This window comes from Streptomyces sp. NPDC090106 (genome assembly GCF_044747265.1).
Taxonomy (GTDB): domain Bacteria; phylum Actinomycetota; class Actinomycetes; order Streptomycetales; family Streptomycetaceae; genus Streptomyces.
The window spans coordinates 980,456-1,000,960 of record NZ_JBIVDS010000001.1; the positions used below are offsets into that span (position 1 = coordinate 980,456).

The 20,505-nt window shown below is 71.0% G+C and carries 21 protein-coding genes and 1 tRNA gene; 8 read left to right on the forward strand and 14 right to left on the reverse strand.

All coding sequences use genetic code 11. The features are described 5' to 3' along the window. The first annotated feature begins 150 nt into the window (after positions 1-150). The 6 genes from ACIPSE_RS04355 (at position 151) to ACIPSE_RS04380 (ending at position 5,843) form a co-directional block, all read left to right on the forward strand. The gene (locus ACIPSE_RS04355) at positions 151-462 is read left to right on the forward strand and encodes a hypothetical protein (protein ID WP_401657216.1); all 312 of its coding nucleotides are present in this window, start codon (positions 151-153) and stop codon (positions 460-462) included. A gap of 89 nt (positions 463-551) precedes the next feature. Next, on the forward strand, positions 552-1,805 hold the full coding sequence (locus ACIPSE_RS04360) for a DNA cytosine methyltransferase (protein WP_401657218.1): 1,254 nt from the start codon (positions 552-554) through the stop codon (positions 1,803-1,805). After that, positions 1,802-2,710 (forward strand): bifunctional DNA primase/polymerase, encoded by a 909-nt coding sequence (locus ACIPSE_RS04365; protein ID WP_401657220.1) that lies wholly within the window; start codon positions 1,802-1,804, stop codon positions 2,708-2,710. Before ACIPSE_RS04360 ends, ACIPSE_RS04365 begins: the two co-directional genes overlap by 4 nt. A gap of 166 nt (positions 2,711-2,876) precedes the next feature. After that, the gene (locus ACIPSE_RS04370; RefSeq protein ID WP_401657222.1) at positions 2,877-4,040 is read left to right on the forward strand and encodes a DUF3631 domain-containing protein; all 1,164 of its coding nucleotides are present in this window, start codon (positions 2,877-2,879) and stop codon (positions 4,038-4,040) included. Positions 4,041-4,215: 175 nt separating this feature from the next. Further along, positions 4,216-4,404: a helix-turn-helix transcriptional regulator gene (locus ACIPSE_RS04375; protein ID WP_401657224.1), complete on the forward strand. Its 189-nt coding sequence runs from the start codon at positions 4,216-4,218 to the stop codon at positions 4,402-4,404. Between the two features lie 59 nt (positions 4,405-4,463). Further along, positions 4,464-5,843, forward strand: a complete 1,380-nt coding sequence (locus tag ACIPSE_RS04380) for a tyrosine-type recombinase/integrase (RefSeq protein WP_401657226.1) — start codon at positions 4,464-4,466, stop codon at positions 5,841-5,843. Between the two features lie 174 nt (positions 5,844-6,017). Here ACIPSE_RS04380 and ACIPSE_RS04385 read toward each other — a convergent pair. Next, a tRNA-Tyr gene (locus ACIPSE_RS04385) sits at positions 6,018-6,099 on the reverse strand. A 238-nt stretch (positions 6,100-6,337) separates the two neighbouring features. Here ACIPSE_RS04385 and ACIPSE_RS04390 point away from each other — a divergent pair. After that, positions 6,338-6,826 carry a YajQ family cyclic di-GMP-binding protein gene (locus ACIPSE_RS04390; protein ID WP_401657228.1) on the forward strand — a complete coding sequence of 163 codons (489 nt, stop codon included), beginning with the start codon at positions 6,338-6,340 and terminating at the stop codon, positions 6,824-6,826. 100 nt (positions 6,827-6,926) lie between these two features. On the opposite strand, the gene ACIPSE_RS04395 is transcribed toward ACIPSE_RS04390, so the two are convergent. After that, the gene (locus tag ACIPSE_RS04395) at positions 6,927-7,193 is read right to left on the reverse strand and encodes a GlsB/YeaQ/YmgE family stress response membrane protein (protein ID WP_401657230.1); all 267 of its coding nucleotides are present in this window, start codon (positions 7,191-7,193) and stop codon (positions 6,927-6,929) included. A gap of 179 nt (positions 7,194-7,372) precedes the next feature. Between ACIPSE_RS04395 and ACIPSE_RS04400 the strand changes: the two genes are divergently transcribed. Beyond that, positions 7,373-8,641, forward strand: a complete 1,269-nt coding sequence (locus ACIPSE_RS04400; RefSeq protein ID WP_401657232.1) for an APC family permease — start codon at positions 7,373-7,375, stop codon at positions 8,639-8,641. Positions 8,642-8,928: 287 nt separating this feature from the next. On the opposite strand, the gene ACIPSE_RS04405 is transcribed toward ACIPSE_RS04400, so the two are convergent. The 12 genes from ACIPSE_RS04405 to ACIPSE_RS04460 form a co-directional block, all read right to left on the reverse strand. After that, positions 8,929-9,327, reverse strand: a complete 399-nt coding sequence (locus ACIPSE_RS04405) for a YccF domain-containing protein (protein ID WP_401657678.1) — start codon at positions 9,325-9,327, stop codon at positions 8,929-8,931. Positions 9,328-9,332: 5 nt separating this feature from the next. After that, complete coding sequence (gene htpX, locus ACIPSE_RS04410; protein WP_401657234.1) at positions 9,333-10,196, reverse strand: zinc metalloprotease HtpX; 864 nt, start codon at positions 10,194-10,196, stop codon at positions 9,333-9,335. 229 nt (positions 10,197-10,425) lie between these two features. Beyond that, positions 10,426-11,961, reverse strand: a complete 1,536-nt coding sequence (locus tag ACIPSE_RS04415; protein WP_401657236.1) for an NADH-quinone oxidoreductase subunit N — start codon at positions 11,959-11,961, stop codon at positions 10,426-10,428. Beyond that, positions 11,958-13,532 carry a NuoM family protein gene (locus tag ACIPSE_RS04420; protein ID WP_401657238.1) on the reverse strand — a complete coding sequence of 525 codons (1,575 nt, stop codon included), beginning with the start codon at positions 13,530-13,532 and terminating at the stop codon, positions 11,958-11,960. The genes ACIPSE_RS04415 and ACIPSE_RS04420 overlap by 4 nt, the downstream gene beginning before the upstream one ends. Positions 13,533-13,538: 6 nt before the next feature. Further along, positions 13,539-15,542: an NADH-quinone oxidoreductase subunit L gene (locus tag ACIPSE_RS04425; RefSeq protein ID WP_401657240.1), complete on the reverse strand. Its 2,004-nt coding sequence runs from the start codon at positions 15,540-15,542 to the stop codon at positions 13,539-13,541. Continuing rightward, entirely contained in the window at positions 15,539-15,940 is a 402-nt protein-coding gene (gene nuoK, locus ACIPSE_RS04430) for an NADH-quinone oxidoreductase subunit NuoK (RefSeq protein WP_401657242.1), read from the reverse strand. The genes ACIPSE_RS04425 and nuoK overlap by 4 nt, the downstream gene beginning before the upstream one ends. After that, on the reverse strand, positions 15,940-16,590 hold the full coding sequence (locus ACIPSE_RS04435; protein WP_401657244.1) for an NADH-quinone oxidoreductase subunit J: 651 nt from the start codon (positions 16,588-16,590) through the stop codon (positions 15,940-15,942). Before ACIPSE_RS04435 ends, nuoK begins: the two co-directional genes overlap by 1 nt. Next, a complete protein-coding gene (locus ACIPSE_RS04440; RefSeq protein WP_401657246.1) occupies positions 16,587-17,204 on the reverse strand; it encodes a NuoI/complex I 23 kDa subunit family protein in 618 nt (205 codons plus the stop codon). Before ACIPSE_RS04440 ends, ACIPSE_RS04435 begins: the two co-directional genes overlap by 4 nt. A 2-nt stretch (positions 17,205-17,206) precedes the next feature. Beyond that, positions 17,207-18,175 carry an NADH-quinone oxidoreductase subunit H gene (locus ACIPSE_RS04445; RefSeq protein ID WP_401657248.1) on the reverse strand — a complete coding sequence of 323 codons (969 nt, stop codon included), beginning with the start codon at positions 18,173-18,175 and terminating at the stop codon, positions 17,207-17,209. Continuing rightward, the gene (locus tag ACIPSE_RS04450; protein ID WP_401657250.1) at positions 18,172-19,320 is read right to left on the reverse strand and encodes an NADH-quinone oxidoreductase subunit C; all 1,149 of its coding nucleotides are present in this window, start codon (positions 19,318-19,320) and stop codon (positions 18,172-18,174) included. Before ACIPSE_RS04450 ends, ACIPSE_RS04445 begins: the two co-directional genes overlap by 4 nt. After that, positions 19,317-19,934, reverse strand: coding sequence for an NADH-quinone oxidoreductase subunit B (locus ACIPSE_RS04455; protein WP_401657252.1), 618 nt, complete (start codon positions 19,932-19,934; stop codon positions 19,317-19,319). The genes ACIPSE_RS04450 and ACIPSE_RS04455 overlap by 4 nt, the downstream gene beginning before the upstream one ends. Further along, entirely contained in the window at positions 19,925-20,332 is a 408-nt protein-coding gene (locus tag ACIPSE_RS04460; RefSeq protein WP_401657680.1) for an NADH-quinone oxidoreductase subunit A, read from the reverse strand. The genes ACIPSE_RS04455 and ACIPSE_RS04460 overlap by 10 nt, the downstream gene beginning before the upstream one ends. Between the last annotated feature and the right edge of the window lie 173 nt (positions 20,333-20,505).

A 20,505-nucleotide genomic window follows, 5' to 3' on the forward strand; every position in this document is an offset into this window, starting at 1 on the left:
CGTCACACCCAAACCCCTAGGCGGAAGCGGGTGTGACCCGCTGTCACAGCGGCCCGTCACACCCCCGCACACCACCGTCACAGCCCACCCCGCGGGCCCGCGTCACACCACCGGCGCGGGCCCGTCGCGCTACCCGAAAGGAGACCCCCGATGCCCCGCCACGAACCGCCGGGGATCATCGCCCCGCACATCCCCGCCGACCTCTACCGCCGCGCCGAAGCCACCGGACAACCGGTCGTGATCGTCGTCCAGACCACCACGCCCACCAGCCGGCCGCTCAGCGCATACCTGTACCCGATCGTCATCGCTGGCGCCGCAGTCGGCGGCATCTTCGGACTGATCGCGGCGTTCCTCGCCCTGATCGACTTCGCCACCCACACCGCCGTGAGCATCGCCGGCGCCGCCGGACCCATCGGGGTCGGCGGAATCAGCCTCAAGCTCTTCGGCTCCAAGCGCACCTAGCTACGCCAAGGGCGGCCCCCGCATCTCGCCAAAGAACCGGGGCCGCCCTTGCCAACCAGCGTCCACCAAGGGAACTGGAGACATCCAGAATGACCCAACCCACCACCATCCGGCGAGCCCCGGGCTCGCCTCCGACCGTGCTGGCGCTGTGCGCCGGCTACGGCGGACTCGAAACGGCCCTGCGCACGGGGATCGGCGCCGTGCCGATCGCGTTCGCCGAGAACGACCCCTACGCCGCCGCCGTGTTCGCCGCCCGCCACCCTGAGGTGCCCAACCTCGGAGACATCACCACCGTGGACTGGGACCAGGTCCGCGACTTGTACGCGCCGGACGTGGTCGGTGCCGGTTTCCCCTGCCGCAACATCTCCAACGCCGGACGAAGGGATGGAATCAATGGCCAGTGGTCTCGGGTCTGGAAAAACGTCGCTCAGGCTGTGGGCGTCCTTCGACCGCGCCACGTCTTCCTGGAAAACGTGGCGGCGCTCCGCTCGCGGGGGCTGGACGTCGTCGCCCAAGACCTGGCCGCGATCGGGTATGACGTCCGGTGGACATGTCTACGCGCTGGTGACCCCGAAATCGGCGCCCCGCACCCGCGGGACCGCTGGTTCGCAGTCGCCCATCCCGCTGATGCCGACCCCCACCACCTCGGACGGCACTGGCGGCCCCGGCACCAGCCCGAAACGACAGGGCGGGTTGAACCTGCGCACCGCCGTGACCCGGCTGCCCGCACCGCCCCCGGAGCACTGAGCCTGTTCCCCACCCCCATCGCCGCCGACGGCGGACGCGGCAGCCTCGCCTACTCCCGCGGCAACCCCACCCTCACCGGAGCCGTAACCAGCCTGCTGCCCACCCCGGCGGCCCGGGACTGGAAGTCGGGCGCCTCGAACCTACTGGGCCGCAACGCGCGCCCGCTCAACGAGTTCGTAGTGAACCTGCTGCCCACCCCGAAGGCGTCGGACGGACCGCACGGCGGGCCCAACCAGCGCGACACCACCGGCCGCTACTACCTCCCCGGCCAGGCCGTACGGCTCGACGAACGCTGGGTCGCCAGCGACGGCACCGACTACGGACCCGCCATCCGACGCTGGGAACGCACCACCGGGCGCACCGCGCCCTGCCCGACCGAACCCGGCACCCGCGGCAACCGCCGCCTCTCACCCCTCTTCGTGGAATGGATGATGGGTCTGCCGACCGGCTGGGTCACCGCCGTACCCGACATTCCCCGCAAGGAACAACTCCGCATCCTCGGCAACGGCGTGGTGCCCCGCCAGGCCCACCACGCCTACGGCCTGCTGCTGGGCGCCACCTCACCCGCCCTAACGGCATGGGAGGCGGCAGCATGAGCGAGCACCTGGTCCGAGCCGCCCTCGGCGCCGCCGAACGCGGCTGGTACGTCTTCCCGCTGCGCCCCGGCACGAAGCGGCCCGCCCTGCACAGCGAGCAGGCATGCGCCCATACAGGCCCGTGCCAGAGCGGTCACCGCAAGTGGGAAGCACGCGCCACGACCGACCCCGACCGCATCCGCGCGGCCTGGTCCCGCGCACCGTTCAACGTCGGTATCGCCACCGGCCCCTCCGGGCTACTGGTCATCGACCTGGACAAGCCCAAGAACCAGGACAACCACAACAGCAACACGGACGCGCCTGACGGAGCGACGACCTTCGCGGCGCTCTGCGAGCGCACCGGGCAGACCCGACCCCGCACCCGCACGATCCGGACCGCGAGCGGCGGACACCACCTGTACTTCACCGCCCCCGCCGCCGTACGCCTCCACAACACCGCCGGGACCCTCGCCCCGCTGGTCGACACCCGAGCATGGGGCGGCTACGTCGTCGCAGCCGGCAGCACCATCAACGGCCGCACATACGAGGTTGAGGGCCCCGCACTGCTCAGCCCTCTTCCCCCGGGGCTGCTGGCCCTGCTCATCCCACCGCACCCGTCCACCAAGTCCCCACCCCCGCCCATGCAGACGGCCGCACGCACGGGGAAGGCAGCCGAAGCGGCCCTCACCTGGGGACGCAGGAACATTCGGCAGGCACCGCAGGGCACCCGCAACGTCCGGCTGCTGGAGAGCGCACGCGCCATGGGCCGCTTCGTCGCATGGGGCGACATCCCCCGCCACGTGGTCGAAGACGCATTTCAAGGAGAGGGCGAGGCTGCCGGACTCACCGCAGCCGAGTGCCGGACCACGATCCGCAGCGCACTGGACTGGTCCATCCGCACCTGCCGCCCAAGGACAGCCGCATGACCGGCCACCCCGCCCTCCGCTTGAAAAGCACCCCCACCACCCCCACCCGGTCCGGCCCCGCCGAACCGGCCGATCCCCCGACCGGCCGGAGCGCGCCGAAAGTCGTCGCCGAAGGCGTCCGCACTGCTCTTCTCTCTGACCTCTCACCGGAAGGGAGGGCCGCCGCATGACCGACACCATCGACGGGGCCGCACTGCTGGACGAGGTGGAGGACTTCCACCGCCGCTTCAACGTCTTCCCCGACGAAGCCGCCTACGTGGCCGTGGCCCTGTGGGACGCGCACGCCCACCTGCTCGACTGCTTCGACTCCACCCCCCGCCTCGCCTTCCTCTCCCCCGAACCCGGGTCGGGCAAGTCCCGGGCACTGGACGTGGTCGAAACCCTCGTACCGCGCTCCATGGCCGCGGCGGACGCCTCCGCCTCCGCCCTCTTCCGGTCCGTCTCCGGACTGGACGGCGGCCGGCCCACGATCCTCTTCGACGAGATCGACACGATCTTCGGCCCCAAGGCAGGAGAGAACGAACAGCTCCGCGGATTCATCAACGCCGGCCACGCACGCGGACGCCCCGTCTACCGGTGCGTCGGCGACGGCTCCAACCAGCAGGTACAGGGCTTCCCCTCGTACTGCGCGGTCGCAGTCGCCGGACTCGGCAACCTCCCCGACACGATCATGACCCGGTCCGTCATCATCCGCATGCGCCGCCGGGCCCGCAACGAAAAGGTCGAAGCCTTCCGCACCCGCATCCACGTGGGGGAAGGCAACCAACTCCGCGACCGCCTCGCCAAGTGGGCCGAGACCGTACAAGACAGCGTCACCGGCACCTTCCCGGAGATGCCTGACGGCATCTCTGACCGGCCGGCGGACGTGTGGGAGCCCCTGCTCTCAGTCGCCGATGCCGCCAGCGGCGACTGGCCACGCCGAGCCCGCGAAGCCTGCACCACCCTGGTCAACGCCTCCCGTGCCAACGACAAAGGCAGCATCGGCATCCGCCTCCTCACCGACCTACGCGACCACGTACTGATCGGCATCGACCGCCTGCCCACCGTCGCCATCCTCGACCGACTCAACGCCCTCGACGACGCCCCATGGGCCGACCTCGACGGCAAGCCACTCGATAACCGGCGCCTGTCGAAGATGCTCGCGGAGTACGTGACCGACGACCACATCCCCATCCGCTCCCGCAACATCCGCACCGCGGGCGGTGTCCTCAAGGGCTTCCACGCGGACGATCTCGCGGACGCATGGGCCCGCTACTGCCCGCCCCCTCCCCAGGACACCGCTACATCCGCTACACCGCTACACCCCAGCTCAGAGCCCCTGCCGCTGTAGCGGCAACCACCGGTGTAGCGGCTACAGCCCCGAACCACGAAGAGCCGTAGCCGCTACACCGAACCTCTCCGCTACACAAAAGGCGCCGCTGACCTGCAATGTAGCGGCGTAGCGGATGTAGCGGACTTCCCAGAAGGGGCCGAAGAGCCCCGCCACTTCGGTGAGGAGTCGCACCGTGGCCCGCGATCAGAAGCTCAAGCTCCGCGAAGTCCTCGAAGAGATCGACATGAGCCGCGCCGCCTTCTACCGCATGCGCGCCCGCGGCAAGGCCCCGAAGCTCATCAAGCTCCCCAACGGTCAGCTCCGCTGCCGCCGTACGGACCTCGACGCCTGGTGGTCGTCCATGGAAGACGCTGCCGCCTGATCATCTCCCGCACACGAGACACGAGGGGCCCGCTTCCGGCGGGCCCCTCTGGAGTTCATATGGCTTTGACCTACGACGTTCGCCTCTACGCGATCGAGGTTCGCAAGGATCGTCCCAAGCCCTACCGTGTCCGTTGGCTGGTCGGGGAGCGGAAGCACTCCAAGAGCTACACGCTCAAGGTTCAGGCTGAGGGGCGCCGCTCGGAACTCATGTCCGCCGTACGGCACGGCGATCAGTTCGACGAGGAAACGGGCCTGCCCGTATCCGAGTTGCGCGCCCGGCAGGGTTCCATCACTTGGTACGAGCACACCCGCACGTACATCGACCGCAAGTGGGCGCCGGCCCCGGCGAAGTCTCGGAAGAACTACGCCGATGCGCTGGCGACCATCACCCCTGCGCTTGTGAAGACGAAAGCGGGGATGCCCGAACCCGCGCTCATGCGACGGGCACTGTACGGGTGGGCGTACAACCGGAAGCGCTGGGACGAGACCCTGCCGGACGATGTGGCGCAAGCCCTAGCTTGGATCTCCAAGCACTCCATGCCTGTCTCCGCGTTGGAGGACCCCGCGACCATCCGCCTGGCCCTGGACGCGCTGTCTCTACGACTGGACGGCAAGGAGGCGTCACCGCGCACTGCAAAGCGCAAGCGTGCCTGTCTGAGCGATGTGCTCGGACTCGCCGTGGAACAGCAGTACTTCACCATGCCGGTGAATCCGATCAGTGCCGTGAAGTGGACCGCCCCGAAGTCCGTGGAAGCGGTGGACCCTGAGAGCGTCGCCAACCCACGCCAAGTCCGTGCGCTGCTGGCAGGAGTACGCGAGCAGGGCCCGCGTGGGCAGCATCTCGAAGCGTTCTTCGGCTGCCTCTACTACGCGTCCATGCGCCCCGCTGAGGCTGCCGGACTGCGCCTGAGCCAGTGTCACCTTCCCGACACGGGATGGGGGATGCTCACCCTTCGGGAAGGGGTCGTTCGGGCCGGACGGAGCTGGACCGACGACGGCACGGCGCACGAGAAACGGCACCTCAAGGCTCGCGCCAAGAAGGACTCCCGACCGGTGCCGATCCCGCCGCACTTCGTACGCCTGCTGCGGGAGCACATCGCCGCTCACGGCACCGCGCCCGATGGCCGGCTCTTCCGGACGAACCGCAACGGGCTGCTACAGGAGACCGGCTACGGAGAGGTGTGGGCTAAGGCTCGAAAGGACGTGCTCACGGAAGCGGAAACGTCCTCCCTGCTGGCTCGCCGCCCCTACGACCTCCGGCACGCCGGCGTCTCGTTCTGGCTCAGTTCCGGGGTGGACGCCATGGAGTGCGCCCGCCGGGCCGGACACAGCATCGCGGTGCTGCACAAGGTGTACGCCAAGGTGCTTGACCAGACGCGGGAGCGCGCGAACGACCGCATCGATGCCGCACTTCGGGAGTGGAACGAACCCGAGTGATGATCCTCACCCCCGGGGGACACCTGGGGGACACGCACTGACCGACAAGGGGATATGGGCGGTACGAGGTGAGACACGCCCGCATCCCGACCGCAGTGAATCGAACGGCGTGAGCAACGCAGAGACCCCCTCTCACCAGGGAATTAACCTGGTGAGAGGGGGTCTCTCTCAGCGTGGCGGCGCCAGGATTCGAACCTGGGAAGGCTGAGCCGGCAGATTTACAGTCTGCTCCCTTTGGCCGCTCGGGCACACCGCCGGGGTTTTGCTGCCCTTCGAACCGCTTTTCGGCGGTGTTCCGTGGCAACGACGTAAACAATACCCGATGGAGCGGGGTGCTTCGCCACCGGATTGATCAGCGCTCGGGGCACGCCGGGTGGCTAGGCTTGTCCGGATGCGGCCCGGGAACTGTGCCCGGCTCGGCGGCGGCCCCACGCCCGCCGATCCGCACCCGGTACGCACCCCGTTACGCACCCCGATACAAGGAGCCACAGGACATGGCCGACTCCAGTTTCGACATCGTCTCGAAGGTCGAGCGGCAGGAGGTCGACAACGCCCTCAACCAGACCGCCAAGGAGATCTCGCAGCGCTACGACTTCAAGGGCGTCGGCGCCTCCATCTCGTGGTCCGGCGAGAAGATCCTGATGGAGGCGAACTCCGAGGACCGGGTGAAGGCCGTTCTCGACGTCTTCCAGTCCAAGCTGATCAAGCGCGGCATCTCGCTGAAGGCGCTGGACGCCGGTGAGCCGCAGCTGTCCGGCAAGGAGTACAAGATCTTCGCGTCGATCGAGGAGGGCATCTCCCAGGAGAACGCCAAGAAGGTCGCGAAGATCATCCGTGACGAGGGCCCGAAGGGCGTGAAGGCCCAGGTCCAGGGCGAGGAACTGCGTGTCAGCTCCAAGAGCCGGGACGACCTCCAGGCCATCATCGCGCTACTCAAGGGCAAGGACCTCGACTTCGCGGTCCAGTTCGTGAACTACCGGTAGTCCACGGCCTGTTCGGCGTCGGACGACGAGCGCACGAAGAAGGGTGGGCACCTGGCCGGTGCCCACCCTTCCCGCCTGCTGGCTGCGGTCCGGGGGTGGTTCAGTCGCGTGAGTTGCCGAAGAGTATGCGGTAGGCGATCAGGAGGACGAGTGAGCCTCCGATCGCGGCCGCCCACGTGGTTCCGTCGTAGAAGTCCTTGGTGATGGGGTGGTCCAGCCAGCGTGACGAGATCCAGCCGCCGATGAACGCGCCCGCGATGCCGATGAGGGTCGTGCCGACGAAACCACCCGGGTCGCGCCCGGGCAGCAGGAACTTGGCGATGGCCCCGGCCAGAAGCCCCAGGATGATCCAACCGATGATGCTCATGTCCTGAACCTGCCCTTCCGCGCTGTGTCCGAACTGTCCCGGCCCTGTGATCTGGATCCCGGTCGGGATGCCCACCGCGCGGTGCTTCGAGCGTTCCGGCAGCGCGTGTTCGTGCCGTGTCGACCTGTAGGACGTGCGGGGCGTACCCGCCGGTTGCACCGGTCAGTAGGGTGCGGCGCATGACACCCACCGGTTCCGGCCAGCACTCCGGACTGCGGCGCACGCTCGGGGTCGGCGACGCGGTGGTCATCGGGCTGGGCTCGATGGTCGGTGCCGGTGTCTTCGCCGCCCTGGCGCCCGCGGCGCGCGCGGCCGGGTCGGGGCTGCTGCTCGGGCTCGCGGTCGCCGCCGTGGTGGCCTACTGCAACGCCACCTCGTCGGCTCGGCTGGCCGCCCTGTATCCGGCCTCCGGTGGCACGTACGTGTACGGGCGGGAGCGGCTCGGCCCGTTCTGGGGGTACGTGGCCGGCTGGTCGTTCGTGGTCGGGAAGACGGCCTCCTGTGCGGCGATGGCGCTCACCGTGGGCGCGTACGTCTGGCCGGATCGGGCGCATGCCGTGGCGGTCGCGGCCGTCGTGGCGCTGACGGCGGTGAACTACGGCGGCGTCCAGAAGTCCGCCTGGCTGACCCGGGTGATCGTGGCGGTCGTGCTGGCCGTCCTCGCTTCCGTGGTGGTCGTCTGTCTGGGCTCCGGCGCGGCCGACGCCGGGCGGCTCGGCGGCGGGGCGTCGGGAGGTGTGGGCGGGGTTCTGGAGGCGGCGGGGCTGCTGTTCTTCGCGTTCGCGGGGTACGCGCGGATCGCGACGCTGGGCGAGGAGGTCCGTGACCCCGCGCGGACCATTCCGCGGGCGATCCCGCTGGCTCTGGGCATCGCCCTGGTCGTGTACGTGGCTGTGGCGGTGGCCGTCCTTTCCGTGCTGGGCGCGGCGGCGCTGGGTCAGGCGGGCGCGCCGCTGGCGGACGCGGTGCGGGCCGCCGGGGTGCCGGGGCTGGTGCCGGTGGTGCGGGCGGGTGCCGCCGTGGCCGCGCTGGGCTCGCTGCTGGCGCTGGTCCTGGGCGTCTCCCGGACGACGCTGGCGATGGCCCGGGACCGGCATCTGCCGGGTGCGCTGGCAGCCGTTCATCCTCGGTTCCGGGTGCCGCACCGGGCCGAGCTGGCCGTGGGCGCGGTGGTCGCGGTCCTGGCCGCCACGGTGGACGTGCGGGGCGCGATCGGGTTCTCCTCCTTCGGTGTGCTGGCGTACTACGCGGTGGCCAACGCCTCGGCATGGACGCTGGGTTCGGCGCCGGCGGTGCGTGTGGTCCCGGCGGTGGGGCTGCTCGGGTGCGCGGTGCTCGCGTTCGCGCTGCCGGTGGGTTCGGTGGTCGTGGGGGCGGGTGTGCTGGTGGTGGGGGTCGTGGCGTACGCCGTGCGGCGGCGGTGGACGGGCGTGCCCGGGCGTCGGTGAGGTGCGGTGGGGCGCGGTGCTGTGTTCTCGGCTGCCGTGCCGCGGGCACGGGTTCATCATGCGGGGCGACGCCGACGAACGTGCGGGCCTGTGGACAACCACCGGCTTGTGGACACGCACCGGGCTGTGGACAACCACCAGGCTGTGGACGACCGCCGTGTGGAAAACCGCTGTGCGAACAACCGGCCGCTTGCGCGCAGCCGTTGCCACGCCCGCCACCGGCGGCACGGCGCATGCGGCAGCCGGTGACGGGCCTCAGGCCACTGGCGTGCCCGGTGTCGGTTCCCCTACCAGCGGGACGACGTGAACGGCTGGTCGGTCGGGACGATCTTGCGGCCCAGCGGCCACAACGACACCGGGATCAGCTTGAAGTTGGCGATGCCGAGCGGGATGCCGATGATCGTCACGCACAGGAGGAGGCCGGTGACGATGTGGCCGAGCGTCAGCCACCAGCCCGCCAGGATCAGCCACAGGACGTTGCCGACGCAGGACGGGGCTCCGGCGTCGGAACGCTCGACCGTCGTGTACCCGAAGGGCCACAGGGCGTAGACGCCGATACGGAAGGCCGCGATGCCGAAGGGGATGCCGATGATCGTCACGCACAGCAGCAGGCCGGCGAACATGTAGCCGACGAACAGCCAGAAGCCGCTCAGGAACAGCCAGATGACGTTCAGGACGAGGTTCAGGATCTTCACTGGGGGCGACCTGCCATCTTCTCGAGGCGGGCGATGCGCTCCGCCATCGGCGGGTGCGTGGAGAACATCTTCGAGAGCCCCTGACCCGGCCGGAACGGATTGGCGATCATCATATGACTGGCGGTCTCGATGCGGGGCTCGGGCGGCAGCGGGAGCTGCTTGGTGCCGGTCTCCAGCTTGCGCAGCGCGCTGGCCAGGGCGAGGGGGTCTCCGGTCAGCTGGGCGCCGGACGCGTCGGCCTCGTACTCCCGGGAGCGGCTGATGGCCAGTTGGATGAGCGACGCGGCGAGCGGGCCCAGGATCATGATGAGGAGCATGCCCAGGATTCCGGGGCCGTCATCGTCGTTCGAACGTCCGATCGGGATCAGCCAGGCGAAGTTGACCAGGAACATGATCACCGAGGCGAGGGCGCCCGCGACCGAGGAGATCAGGATGTCGCGGTTGTAGACATGGCTGAGCTCGTGGCCGATGACGCCGCGCAGTTCGCGTTCGTCGAGCAGGCGCAGGATGCCCTCGGTGCAGCACACGGCGGCGTTGCGCGGGTTGCGGCCGGTAGCGAAGGCGTTGGGGGCCTCCGTCGGGGAGATGTACAGGCGCGGCATGGGCTGGCGGGCCTGGGTGGAGAGTTCGCGGACCATCCGGTACAGCGCGGGGGCCTCGAACTCGCTCACGGGGCGGGCGCGCATCGCGCGTAGCGCCAGCTTGTCGCTGTTCCAGTACGCGTACGCGTTGGTGCCCAGGGCGACCAGGACCGCCACGATGAGCCCCGTGCGGCCGAAGAAGCTGCCGATGACGATGATGAGTGCGGACAGTCCCCCGAGGAGTACTGCGGTCCTGAGCCCGTTGTGCCGGCGGTGCACGGTACGCCCTCCAAGTCGTGCGGCAGGGGAACCCTTTGCTTGCTGATCCACGGCCCTGCTGGTGTCACTCGTGTCACGTCCAGTGGACCCTTCCGTACTGGTCAACGCCAGGCGGGAGCGGCTAGTTCCCTTGTGCGCGCGGGCGCGGCTGTGAGCCGTCCGGGTGAGGGCTGTCGGAAACCGGTTCCCGGACGGGCGTCCGCGCGCGCGTGGTGAGGCGCGCCGGGGGTCAGAAGAGGCCGGTGTCCGCGAAGCGCAGGACGAGCTGGGGAGCGCCCGACAGGACGATGCCGAGGGCGCCGGTCAGGGCGAGCGCGGCGGTGAGGGGGGCGGGGACGCGGTGCCGTGCCGGTGTGCCCTCGGGGGCGTCCTCGGGGGCGCGGAAGAGCAGGCCGGTCCACTGGAGGTAGTAGAACAGCGCGATCACGACGTTGACGGCCATGACCACGGCGAGCCAGCCGAGGCCCGCGTCGACGGCGGCGGAGAAGACGGTGACCTTCGCGAAGAGGCCGATGACGCCCGGTGGGAGGCCCGCGAGGCAGATCAGGAAGAAGGCGAGGAGGAGGGCGGCCAGGGGGTGGGAGGCGTACAGACCGCGGTAGTCCGCCAGGCGGTTGCGGGTCTTCGTGCGGCCCACCAGGGCGGCCACGGCGAAGGCGCCGAGGTTCACGGCGCCGTACATGAGGGCGTAGGCGACGGTGGAGCCGATGGAGCGTTCGGCGTCGTCGGAGTACGCGGCGGCGGCGATCGGCACCAGGAGGTAGCCGGCCTGGCCGACGGAGGACCAGGCGAGCAGGCGTACGGCGCTGTACGCGCGCGTGGCCCGCTGCCGCAGGGCGCCGACGTTGCCGACGGTCATGGTGAGCGCGGCGAGGCCGGCCAGTGCCGGGCCCCAGACGTCGGCGTACGACGGGAGGGCGACCACGGTGAGGAGGATCAGGCCGGAGAAGCCGACCGCCTTGCCGACGACCGACAGGTAGGCGGCGATCGGGAGGGGGGCGCCCACGTAGGTGTCGGGGACCCAGAAGTGGAAGGGCACGGCGGCGGTCTTGAAGGCGAAGCCGACGAGGGTGAGGACGACGCCGGTCTGGGTGAGGGTGTGGAGCTGGCCGTCGACGTGCTGGACGCGTTCGGCGATCTGCGTGAGGTACAGGGTGCCGGTGGAGGCGTACACGAAGCTGACGCCCATGAGGCTGACCGCGGTCGCGGTGACCGAGGACAGGAAGAACTTCAGGGCCGCTTCGGAGGAGCGGCGGTCGCCGTGGCGCAGGCCGACGAGGGCGAAGGCGGGCAGGGAGGCGACTTCGAGGGCGACGATCAGGGTCGCGAGGTCGCGGGAGGCGGGCAGGAGGGCGGCTCCGGCGGCGGAGGACAGCAGCAGGAACCAGTACTCCCCTTCGGGGAGCCGTTTGTCGGCGTCCTTGAGCGCGGTGACCGAGAGAAGGGCCGCCAGGAGGGCTCCGCCGAGGACGAGGAGCTGGAGGACGAGGGTGAAGCGGTCGGCGGTGTAGCTGCAGACGTCGGGGGCGCCGTTCAGGCAGAAGGTGGCGCGGTCGCCGTCCCGCAGCGGCAGCAGCAGGAGGACGCAGGCGGCGAGCCCGGCGACCGAGATCCATCCGAGCAGTGCCTTGCGGGCGTCGGCGAGGAACAGGTCCGCGACGAGGACGGCGAGGCCGACGACCGCGGCGAGGGTGGGCGGCGCGATCGCGAGCCAGTCGACGGACTGGACGAGGTCGGCGGCCAGGAGCTGGGCCGGGGAGCTCATCGGGTGCCTCCTGCGAGGAGCTGCTGCACGGCCGGGTCGGTCAGCCCGAGGAGGGCCTTGGGCCACAGGCCGGCTACGACGGTGAGGGCGACGAGCGGGGTCCAGGCCGCGAACTCGTACGGCTGGACGTCGGCGAGCTGCGGGGCGTCCTGCGGTACGGCGCCCATGCACACGCGGCGGACCACGGCAAGGAGGTAGGCGGCGGTGAGGAGGGTGCCGAAGGCCGCGATCGCCATGAACGTGAGGAACGCCGGGCGGCTGAGCTGCTCGGCGGGCCGGAACGCGCCGAACAGGGCCAGCATCTCGCCCCAGAACCCGGCGAGGCCCGGCAGCCCGAGGGAGGCGACCGCGGCGAACGCGAGGAGGCCGCCGAGGCGGGGTGCCTTGCCGTAGAGGGCGGCGCCGGTCTGCTCGGCGAGGGCGTCGAGGTCGGTGCTGCCCGTGCGGTCCTTGAGGGCGCCGACCAGGAAGAACAGCAGGCCGGTGATGAGCCCGTGGGCGACGTTGGCGAACAGGGCGCCGTTGACGCCGGTCGGGGTCATGGTGGCGATGCCGAGGAGGACGAAGCCCATGTGACCGACGGAGGAGTAGGCGATGAGGCGCTTGAGGTCGCCCTTCGCGCCCGGTCGGACGAGGGCCAGGCAGGCGAGCGATCCGTAGATGATCCCGACGACGGCGAAGGCGGCGAGGTAGGGCGCGAAGTCAGCGAAGCCGTCGGGGGCGACGGGCAGCAGGATCCGGACGAACCCGTACGTACCCATCTTCAGCAGGACGCCGGCCAGCAGGACCGAGCCCACGGTCGGGGCGGCGGTGTGGGCGTCGGGCAGCCAGCTGTGCAGCGGCCACATCGGGGTCTTGACCGCGAGCCCGATCCCGATCGCCAGTACGGCGATGACCTGCACGGATGTGGAGAGGGACCGGCCGTTGTCAGTGGCGAGTGCCACCATGTCGAACGTGCCCGCCTTGATCCCGATCAGGAGCAGGCCGAGCAGCATCACGACGGATCCGAGCAGGGTGTAGAGGATGAACCGCCAGGCGGCCCGGGTCCGTCCCTCGCCGCCCCAGCGGGCGATGAGGAAGTACATCGGGATGAGCACGGTCTCGAAGGCTAGGAAGAACAGCAGCAGGTCGAGGACGGCGAAGGTCGCGAGGGTGCCGGACTCCAGGACGAGCAGCAGGGCGACGAACGCCTTCGGGGTCGGACCCGAGGGCATCTTGAAGTACGAGTAGAGCGCGCACAGGAAGGTCAGCAGCGCGGTCAGGACGAGGAGGGGGAGGGAGATGCCGTCGATGCCGAGGTGGATCCGCACGTCGAGTGCGGGGATCCAGCTGATGTCGGTCGTGGCCTGCATCCTCGACGGGTGGTCGTGGTCGAAGCCGAGCGCGAGGACGACCGCGGCGATGAGGATCACGCCGGTCACGGTCACGCCGTGGCGCAGGACGGCCTGCTCGGGCGACTTCCCCTTCAGCCCGGGCGGGGCGGGCAGCAGGGCGGCGACGGCCCCCAGGAGCGGGCCGACGACGATCAACGCCAGAAGGACCTGCATCACGGACTCGTTGATATCGATCACGCCTGCTCACGCTCCCGTGGCGACGAGGAGGGCGGCGACCACCAGGACGACGGTGCCGGCGAGCAGCGCGCTCACATAGGTCTGCACGTTGCCGGTCTGGGCGCGCCGTACGGCGGTCCCGAGCCAGCGGGGCAGGGCGCCCGCGCCGCGTACGTACGTCTCGACGACCTCGCGGTCGAGGAAGCGGACGAGCGTGGCGGCGCCCTGGACGGGACGGACGAACAGGGCCGTGAAGACGGCGTCCAGGTGGAAGCCGGCGGCGGCGTGCCGGTGCAGCGGGCCGAGCAGGAGGCGGCCCGGGTCGGCGGGGTCGGACGCCGCGGCGACGTCTCCGTACGCGGGTGCGTGGGTGGCGATGGCCTCGGCCTCGACGAGTCCGGCGTCGCCCTCCGGGTGGGCGGCGACGGCGCCCATCGGGGCGTCGGCCGCGAGGACGCTGGTGTGCCGCCAGGCCCCGTAGGTGACGATGCCGCCGACCAGGGCCACGCCCGTGCCGAGCACGGAGGTGGTGAGGGTCGGGGCGAGGTCGACGCCGTCGAACCAGCCGGGCAGCGAGCGGTAGGCGAGCCCGCCGAGGGCCAGGGAGGGGACGGCGAGGACCCACAGGACGACGGTCATGGTGAGCGGCTGGCGGCCGTGGTCGGGGGCCTCGGCGCCCTGGCCGCGGAAGGCCAGCAGCCACAGGCGCATCGCGTAGGCGGCGGTGAGCAGGGCCGTGAGCAGTCCGGCGACGAGGACGACCCAGCCCGCGGCGCCGGGGGCGTGCTCGGTGTGACCGGTGGCGACGTGTTCGGCGGCGCCGAGGACGGACTCCTTGGAGAAGAAGCCGCTGAACGGCGGGATCGCGGCGAGCGCGAGCAGCGCCACGGTCATCGTCCAGTAGGCGTCGGGCACGCGGTCGCGCAGCTGGCCCATGCGGGACATGGCGGCCAGCGAGTTGGTGCCGGCGGCGTGGATGATCACGCCGGCCGCGAGGAACAGCAGCGCCTTGAAGGCGCCGTGCGACAGGAGGTGGAAGACGGCGGCCCCGCGGTCGCCGACGGCGAGGGCGCCGGTCATGTAGCCGAGCTGGCCGATGGTCGAGTAGGCGAGGACGCGCTTGATGTCGTCCTGGGCGAGCGCGGCGAGACCGGAGCCGAGCATCGTCACGGCGGCCATCGCGGCGAGGACGACCATGGCGGCCTGGGAGGCCTCGAACACCGGGAGGAGCCGGGCGACGAAGTAGACACCGGCGGCGACCATCGTCGCGGCGTGGATCAGCGCGGAGACGGGTGTGGGGCCCGCCATCGCGTCGGGGAGCCAGGTGTGCAGCGGGAACTGCGCCGACTTGCCCGCGACGCCCGCGAGGAGCAGCAGGGCGATCAGGGTCGGGTGGTCGAGCCCGCCGTGCGCGACGGCGCCGAGGATCCGGGTGATCCGGAAGGAGCCGGCGTCGGTGGCGAGCGCGAACAGGCCGATCAGGAAGGGGACGTCGCCGAGCTTGGTGACGAGGAACGCCTTGATGGAGGCGGCGCGGGCCTCCGGGGTCTCCCAGTAGTGGCCGACCAGGAAGTACGAGCAGATGCCCATGATCTCCCAGCCGACCAGCAGCACCATCAGGTCGCCGGAGTAGACGACGAGCAGCATCGCGGAGGTGAACAGGGAGACGAGGGCGGCGTAGGAGGGGTAGCGCGGGTCGTCGCGCAGGTAGCCGGTCGAGTAGATCTGCACGCAGCTCGCGACCAGGCAGACGAGGACGGCGACGAGGGCCGCGAAGCCGTCGATGTGCAGGGCGAGTTCGACCGGGACGGAGCCGGTGGGCGTGAGCTCGGTGGCCGCGTCGATCGCCGCGTCGCCGCCCTGGCGCACGGCGACCACGGCGGCCACGGCGGCCAGGGCGAGGGCGGCGAGGGGCGGCACCACGGCCAGCGGGCGGACGAAGCCGGGGGCGGTGCGGCCCAGCAGCAGGCCGGCCGCCGCGCCCAGGAAGGGCAGAAGGGGGACGAGGACGGCGAGGGTGGTGGTCGTCACGCGGTGGCCTCGGCCTTCTCGGCGCCCGTCTCGGTCGCGGGGGCGATGCTGTCCGGGTCGTCCGGGTCGTCGGGGTCGTGGCCCTCGGCGGTGTCGCGGAGCTTGTCGATGTCCGCGGTGCCGCGGTTGCGGTGCACGGCGAGGACGATCGCCAGGCCGATGCCGATCTCGGCGGCGGCGATGGCGATGGTGAACAGGGTCAGGGCCTGGCCCGAGTGGAGCGTCTCCTCGGCGGCCCGGCTGAGCCAGACGTCGAAGGCGACGAGGTTGAGGTTGACGGCGTTGAGCATCAGCTCGACCGACATCAGGACGAGGATCGCGTTGCGGCGGGCGAGGACGCCGTACAGGCCGGTGCAGAAGAGGAGGGCGGAGAGGACGGCGGGGTAGGCGAGGTGCATCAGCGGGCGCCTTCCTGCTCGGCCGGTGCGGTCGGCTGTCCCGGCACCGTCGATCCGGCCGGTGCGGCCGGTCCCGTCGACGCGCCCGGCTCCGTCCCCGTCCTGCGGGACAGGACGATGGCGCCGACCAGGGCGGCGAGGAGGAGGACGGAGAGAGCCTCGAAGGGGAGGACCCAGTTCTGGAAGAGGCTCGCTCCGGTGGCCTCGGTGGAGCCGGCGGCGGGGCCGTCGAGGTCGATCCAGGTGGCGCGGAAGGCGTCGACGACGACCCAGACCAGGGCGGCGGCGGAGGCGACGGCGACCGTGAGGGCGACCCAGCGGTTGCCGGAGTCGGCGTCCGGGGAGCGGCCGATGGGGGCCTTGGTGAGCATCAGCCCGAACAGGAGGAGGACGACGACCGAACCGACGTAGATGAGGACCTGCACCCAGGCGATGAACTCGGCGGTGAGGAGGAGGTATTCGACGGCGAGCCCGCCGAGGGTGACCACCAGCCACAGGGCGGCGTGCACGAGCTGCTTGGTGGTGACGGTGACGATCGCGGCGCCGAAGGTGACCAGGCCGACGAGGAGGAACGCGATCTCGACGCCGGTCGGCGAGAGGAAGCCGTGGGTCCCGGCGGCGAGAAGGGCGTGGGTGGCGGCGGGGCTCACGGGGTGCCCTCCTGCTCCGGCGATTCCGGCTCGTCCGACGATGCCGCTCGGGCTGCTTGGGCCGCCTCGGCCGTCTGAGCCGCCTCGGCCGCCTGGGCCGCGAGCTTCTCGGCGGTCTTGCGGGCGGCGGCGATCTCCTTGGGCTCCTCGGCAGCGGGGTCGAGGGCGGGCGGGGCCGGGACCGTCCACATCCACTCGCGGAGCTTGTCCCGCTCGTGGGTGAGTTCGTGGATGTCGGTCTCGGCGTACTCGAACTCCGGTGACCAGAACAGCGCGTCGAAAGGACAGACCTCGATGCAGATACCGCAGTACATGCACAGGGAGAAGTCGATGGCGAAGCGGTCCAGGACGTTGCGGCTGCGCTCGCGTCCGCCCGGGGCCGCCGCGGGGACGGTCTCCTTGTGGGAGTCGATGTAGATGCACCAGTCCGGGCACTCACGGGCGCAGAGCATGCAGACCGTGCAGTTCTCCTCGAACAGGCCGATGACTCCGCGGGTGCGGGGCGGGAGGTCGGGCTGGACCTCCGGGTACTGCTCGGTGACGGTCTTCTTCGTCATCGTGCGGAGGGTGACTGCCAGGCCCTTGGCGAGGCCGCTCCCTGGAAAGGGGGCCATGGTTACCGGATCACCACCTTGACGACGCCGGTGAGGGCGATCTGGGCGAGGGACAGGGGGACGAGGAGGGTCCAGGCGAGCTTCTGGAGCTGGTCCTCGCGCAGACGGGGGTAGGTGACGCGGAGCCAGATCACGACGAAGGCGAGGACGGCCGTCTTCAGCAGGGTCCAGACCCAGCCGAGGCCGTCGGCGCCCCAGGGTCCGTGCCAGCCACCCAGGAAGAGGACGGTGGTCAGACCGCACAGGACGACGATCCCGGCGTACTCGGCGAGCAGGAACAGAGCGAAGCGCAGGCCCGTGTACTCGGTGTACGCGCCGAAGATGATCTCCGAGTCGGCGACGGGCATGTCGAAGGGCGGGCGCTGGAGTTCGGCGAGGCCGGCGACGAAGAAGACGATCGCGCCGACGATCTGCCAGGGCAGCCACCACCACTCGAAGGCGTCGACGATGCCGGGCAGGGAGACCGTGCCGGCCGCCATGGCGACGGAGGCGGCGGTGAGCAGCATCGGCAGTTCGTAGGCGAGGAGCTGGGCCGCGGTGCGCAGGCCGCCGAGGAGGGAGAACTTGTTGGCGGAGGCCCAGCCGGCCATGAGCGAGCCGAGGACGCCCACGCCCATCACGGCGAGCACGAAGAAGACGCCCGCGTCGACGACCTGGCCGACCGCGCCCTCCCCCGGGCCGATCGGGATGGCGAGCAGGACGAGCAGGTACGGGAGGAGGGCGACGGCCGGGGCGAGCTGGAAGACACGGCGGTCCGCGCCCGTCGGGACGATGTCCTCCTTCTGGGCGAACTTGACGCCGTCCGCGACGAGTTGGGCCCAGCCGTGGAAACCGCCCGCGTACATGGGGCCGAGGCGGCCCTGCATGTGGGCCATCACCTTGTGCTCGGTCTGACCGACGATCAGGGGGAAGGTGAGGAAGACGACGAAGACGATCAGGAGTCGCAGGGCGACGTCGAGAGCGTCGTTCACTGCGAGCCTCCTGCGGGGTCCTCGGGGGTTTCCGAACTCTCGGGGGTTACCGAACTCTCGGGTGGTTCCGGACTTTCGGATGGTTCGGGAGTTTCCGGAGTTCCGGGTGGTTCGGGGGTTTCCGGAGTTCCGGGGGTCTGCGGGTTCCGCGGCGCGGCTTCCGTCTCGGCCCCGGGTTCGTCGAAGGCCGGGCGGGCGTGGTGCCACGGGGCGTCGGGGCTGCGGGGTGCGGCCTCGGCAGGGGGCTGGGACGGAGGTGTCACCGGGGCGTCGGGGGTGGTGCGCTGACTCGCGGAACCCGCCGAGGCGCTGCGGGAGCGGCGGGGACCGGCAGGAGTCGCGCCCGTGTCCGGGAGCTGGGAAGCCGAACCCTCCGAAGCGCTGCGGGAGCGGCGGGGGCCGGCGGAGGTCGCGCCCGTGTCGGGGAGCTGGGGAGCCGATTCCTCGACCGCCTGCTGGCTCGCCGAGCCCTCCGACACCGAGCGCGCGCGGCGTACCGGGCGGTCGCCCGCGGCGGCACGGGGACCGGTGGCGCGGGCACCGGCCGCGCGGGCGGGGCGGGCCGGGGCCGGGGGGAGCTGGCCCTTGAGGGGACCCCACTCGTTGGGGTCGGGCACGCCCGGGGGGAGCATCTGGCGGCGCTTGGGGCCGCCGTGGTCGGACTCGCCGGGTTCCTTGGCGCCCGGCCAGGCCTTGGCGACGCGGGCGGCGAGGACGAAGTCCTTGCGCAGGGGGTGCCCCTCGAAGGACTCCGGGAGGAGGAGGTGGTCCAGGCCGGGGTGGCCCTGGAAGTCGACGCCGAACATTTCGTGCGTCTCGCGTTCGTGCCAGGCGGCGCCCGCGAAGACGCCGACGGCGGAGGGGAGCGTCGGCGACGCGTGCGGGACGGTGGTGCGCACCAGGAGCCGGCGGACCGGGGCGAGGGCGGCGAGGTGGGCGGCGACGCGGAAGCCGGTGCCGGGTTCGTCGACGGCGCTCAGCCAGTCGAAGTAGGTGCAGCCGAGCCCGTCGCGGGCAGTCTCCAGGGCGGTGAGCCAGGAGGCCGGGGGCACGTCGACGGTGAGGAGGTCGTAGGACTCCTCGGCGGTGGCGTCCGGGCCGAAGAGGTCCTCGGCGGGGGCGGGGAGCCAGCCGACGGCGGTCATCGTCCCTCCCCGGGGGCGACGGCGGAGGGTGCCGGGACCAGCCCGCTCTGCAGAGCCGCCGCGGACGGGCCGGGGGCGTCGGCGTAGCGGTCGGCCAGGGACTCCCGGGCGATCTTCTCCTGGAGTTTGAGGATGCCCTGGAGGAGGGCCTCGGGCCGGGGCGGGCAGCCGGGGACGTAGACGTCGACGGGGATGATCTGGTCGACGCCCTTGGTGACGGAGTAGGAGTCCCAGTAGGGGCCGCCGCAGTTGGAGCAGGCGCCGAAGGAGATGACGTACTTGGGCTCGGGCATCTGCTCGTACAGGCGCTTCACGGCCGGGGCCATCTTGTCGGTGACCGTGCCGGAGACGACCATCAGGTCGGCCTGGCGGGGGCCCGGCGCGAACGGGATGACGCCGAGACGGATGAAGTCGTGGCGGGCCATCGACGCGGCGATGAACTCGATGGCGCAGCAGGCGAGGCCGAAGTTGAAGACCCAGAGCGAGTAGCGGCGGCCCCAGTTGAGGACCACCTTCATCGGCTCGGGGGCGAGGCGGGCGAGGGCGCCCAGCCGTTTCGGCTCCGGCAGGTACACCGGCTGTCGCGGCGGGTTCTGTTCCGGCGTCACGTCCATGCCAGGACGCCCTTCTTGTATGCGTAGAGGAGGCCGACCGTCAGGAAGCCCAGGAAGACGAACATCTCCACGAGCGTGGTGGCGCCGTAGCCGGGCGCGGCGAACACCGTCGCCCAGGGGAAGAGGAAGATCGAGTCGACGGCGAAGATGACGTAGAGGAAGGCGTAGACGTAGTAGCGGACCTGGGTGTGGGCCCAGCCCTCGCCGACGGGGTCGACGCCGCACTCGTACGTCAGGAGCTTCTCGGGGGTCGGGACCACGGGGCGCAGCAGCCGGTTGGCGCTGAAGGCTACGGCGACGAAGAGCACGCCGACGACGGCGAGCAGTCCGACGACCGAGTAGGACTGGAAGTAGTCCGACGCGATGGCGACGGTCGGTTCGGCGGTCGGTTCCGGCACGTCCGTCACGTACGTCCCTCGCTCCCTGCTCCCGTGAACACGCCCACGCTGCTCGACGATCGATACGCACGGGAGTCTAGGGCCTGCTAAAGGGAGCGTAAGCAGCCCGTCACCGGTTGAGTTGTCCCGGCGGGGTTCCGGCGGCGTCCCGGCGGGGCCCGTGTGGGGTCCTG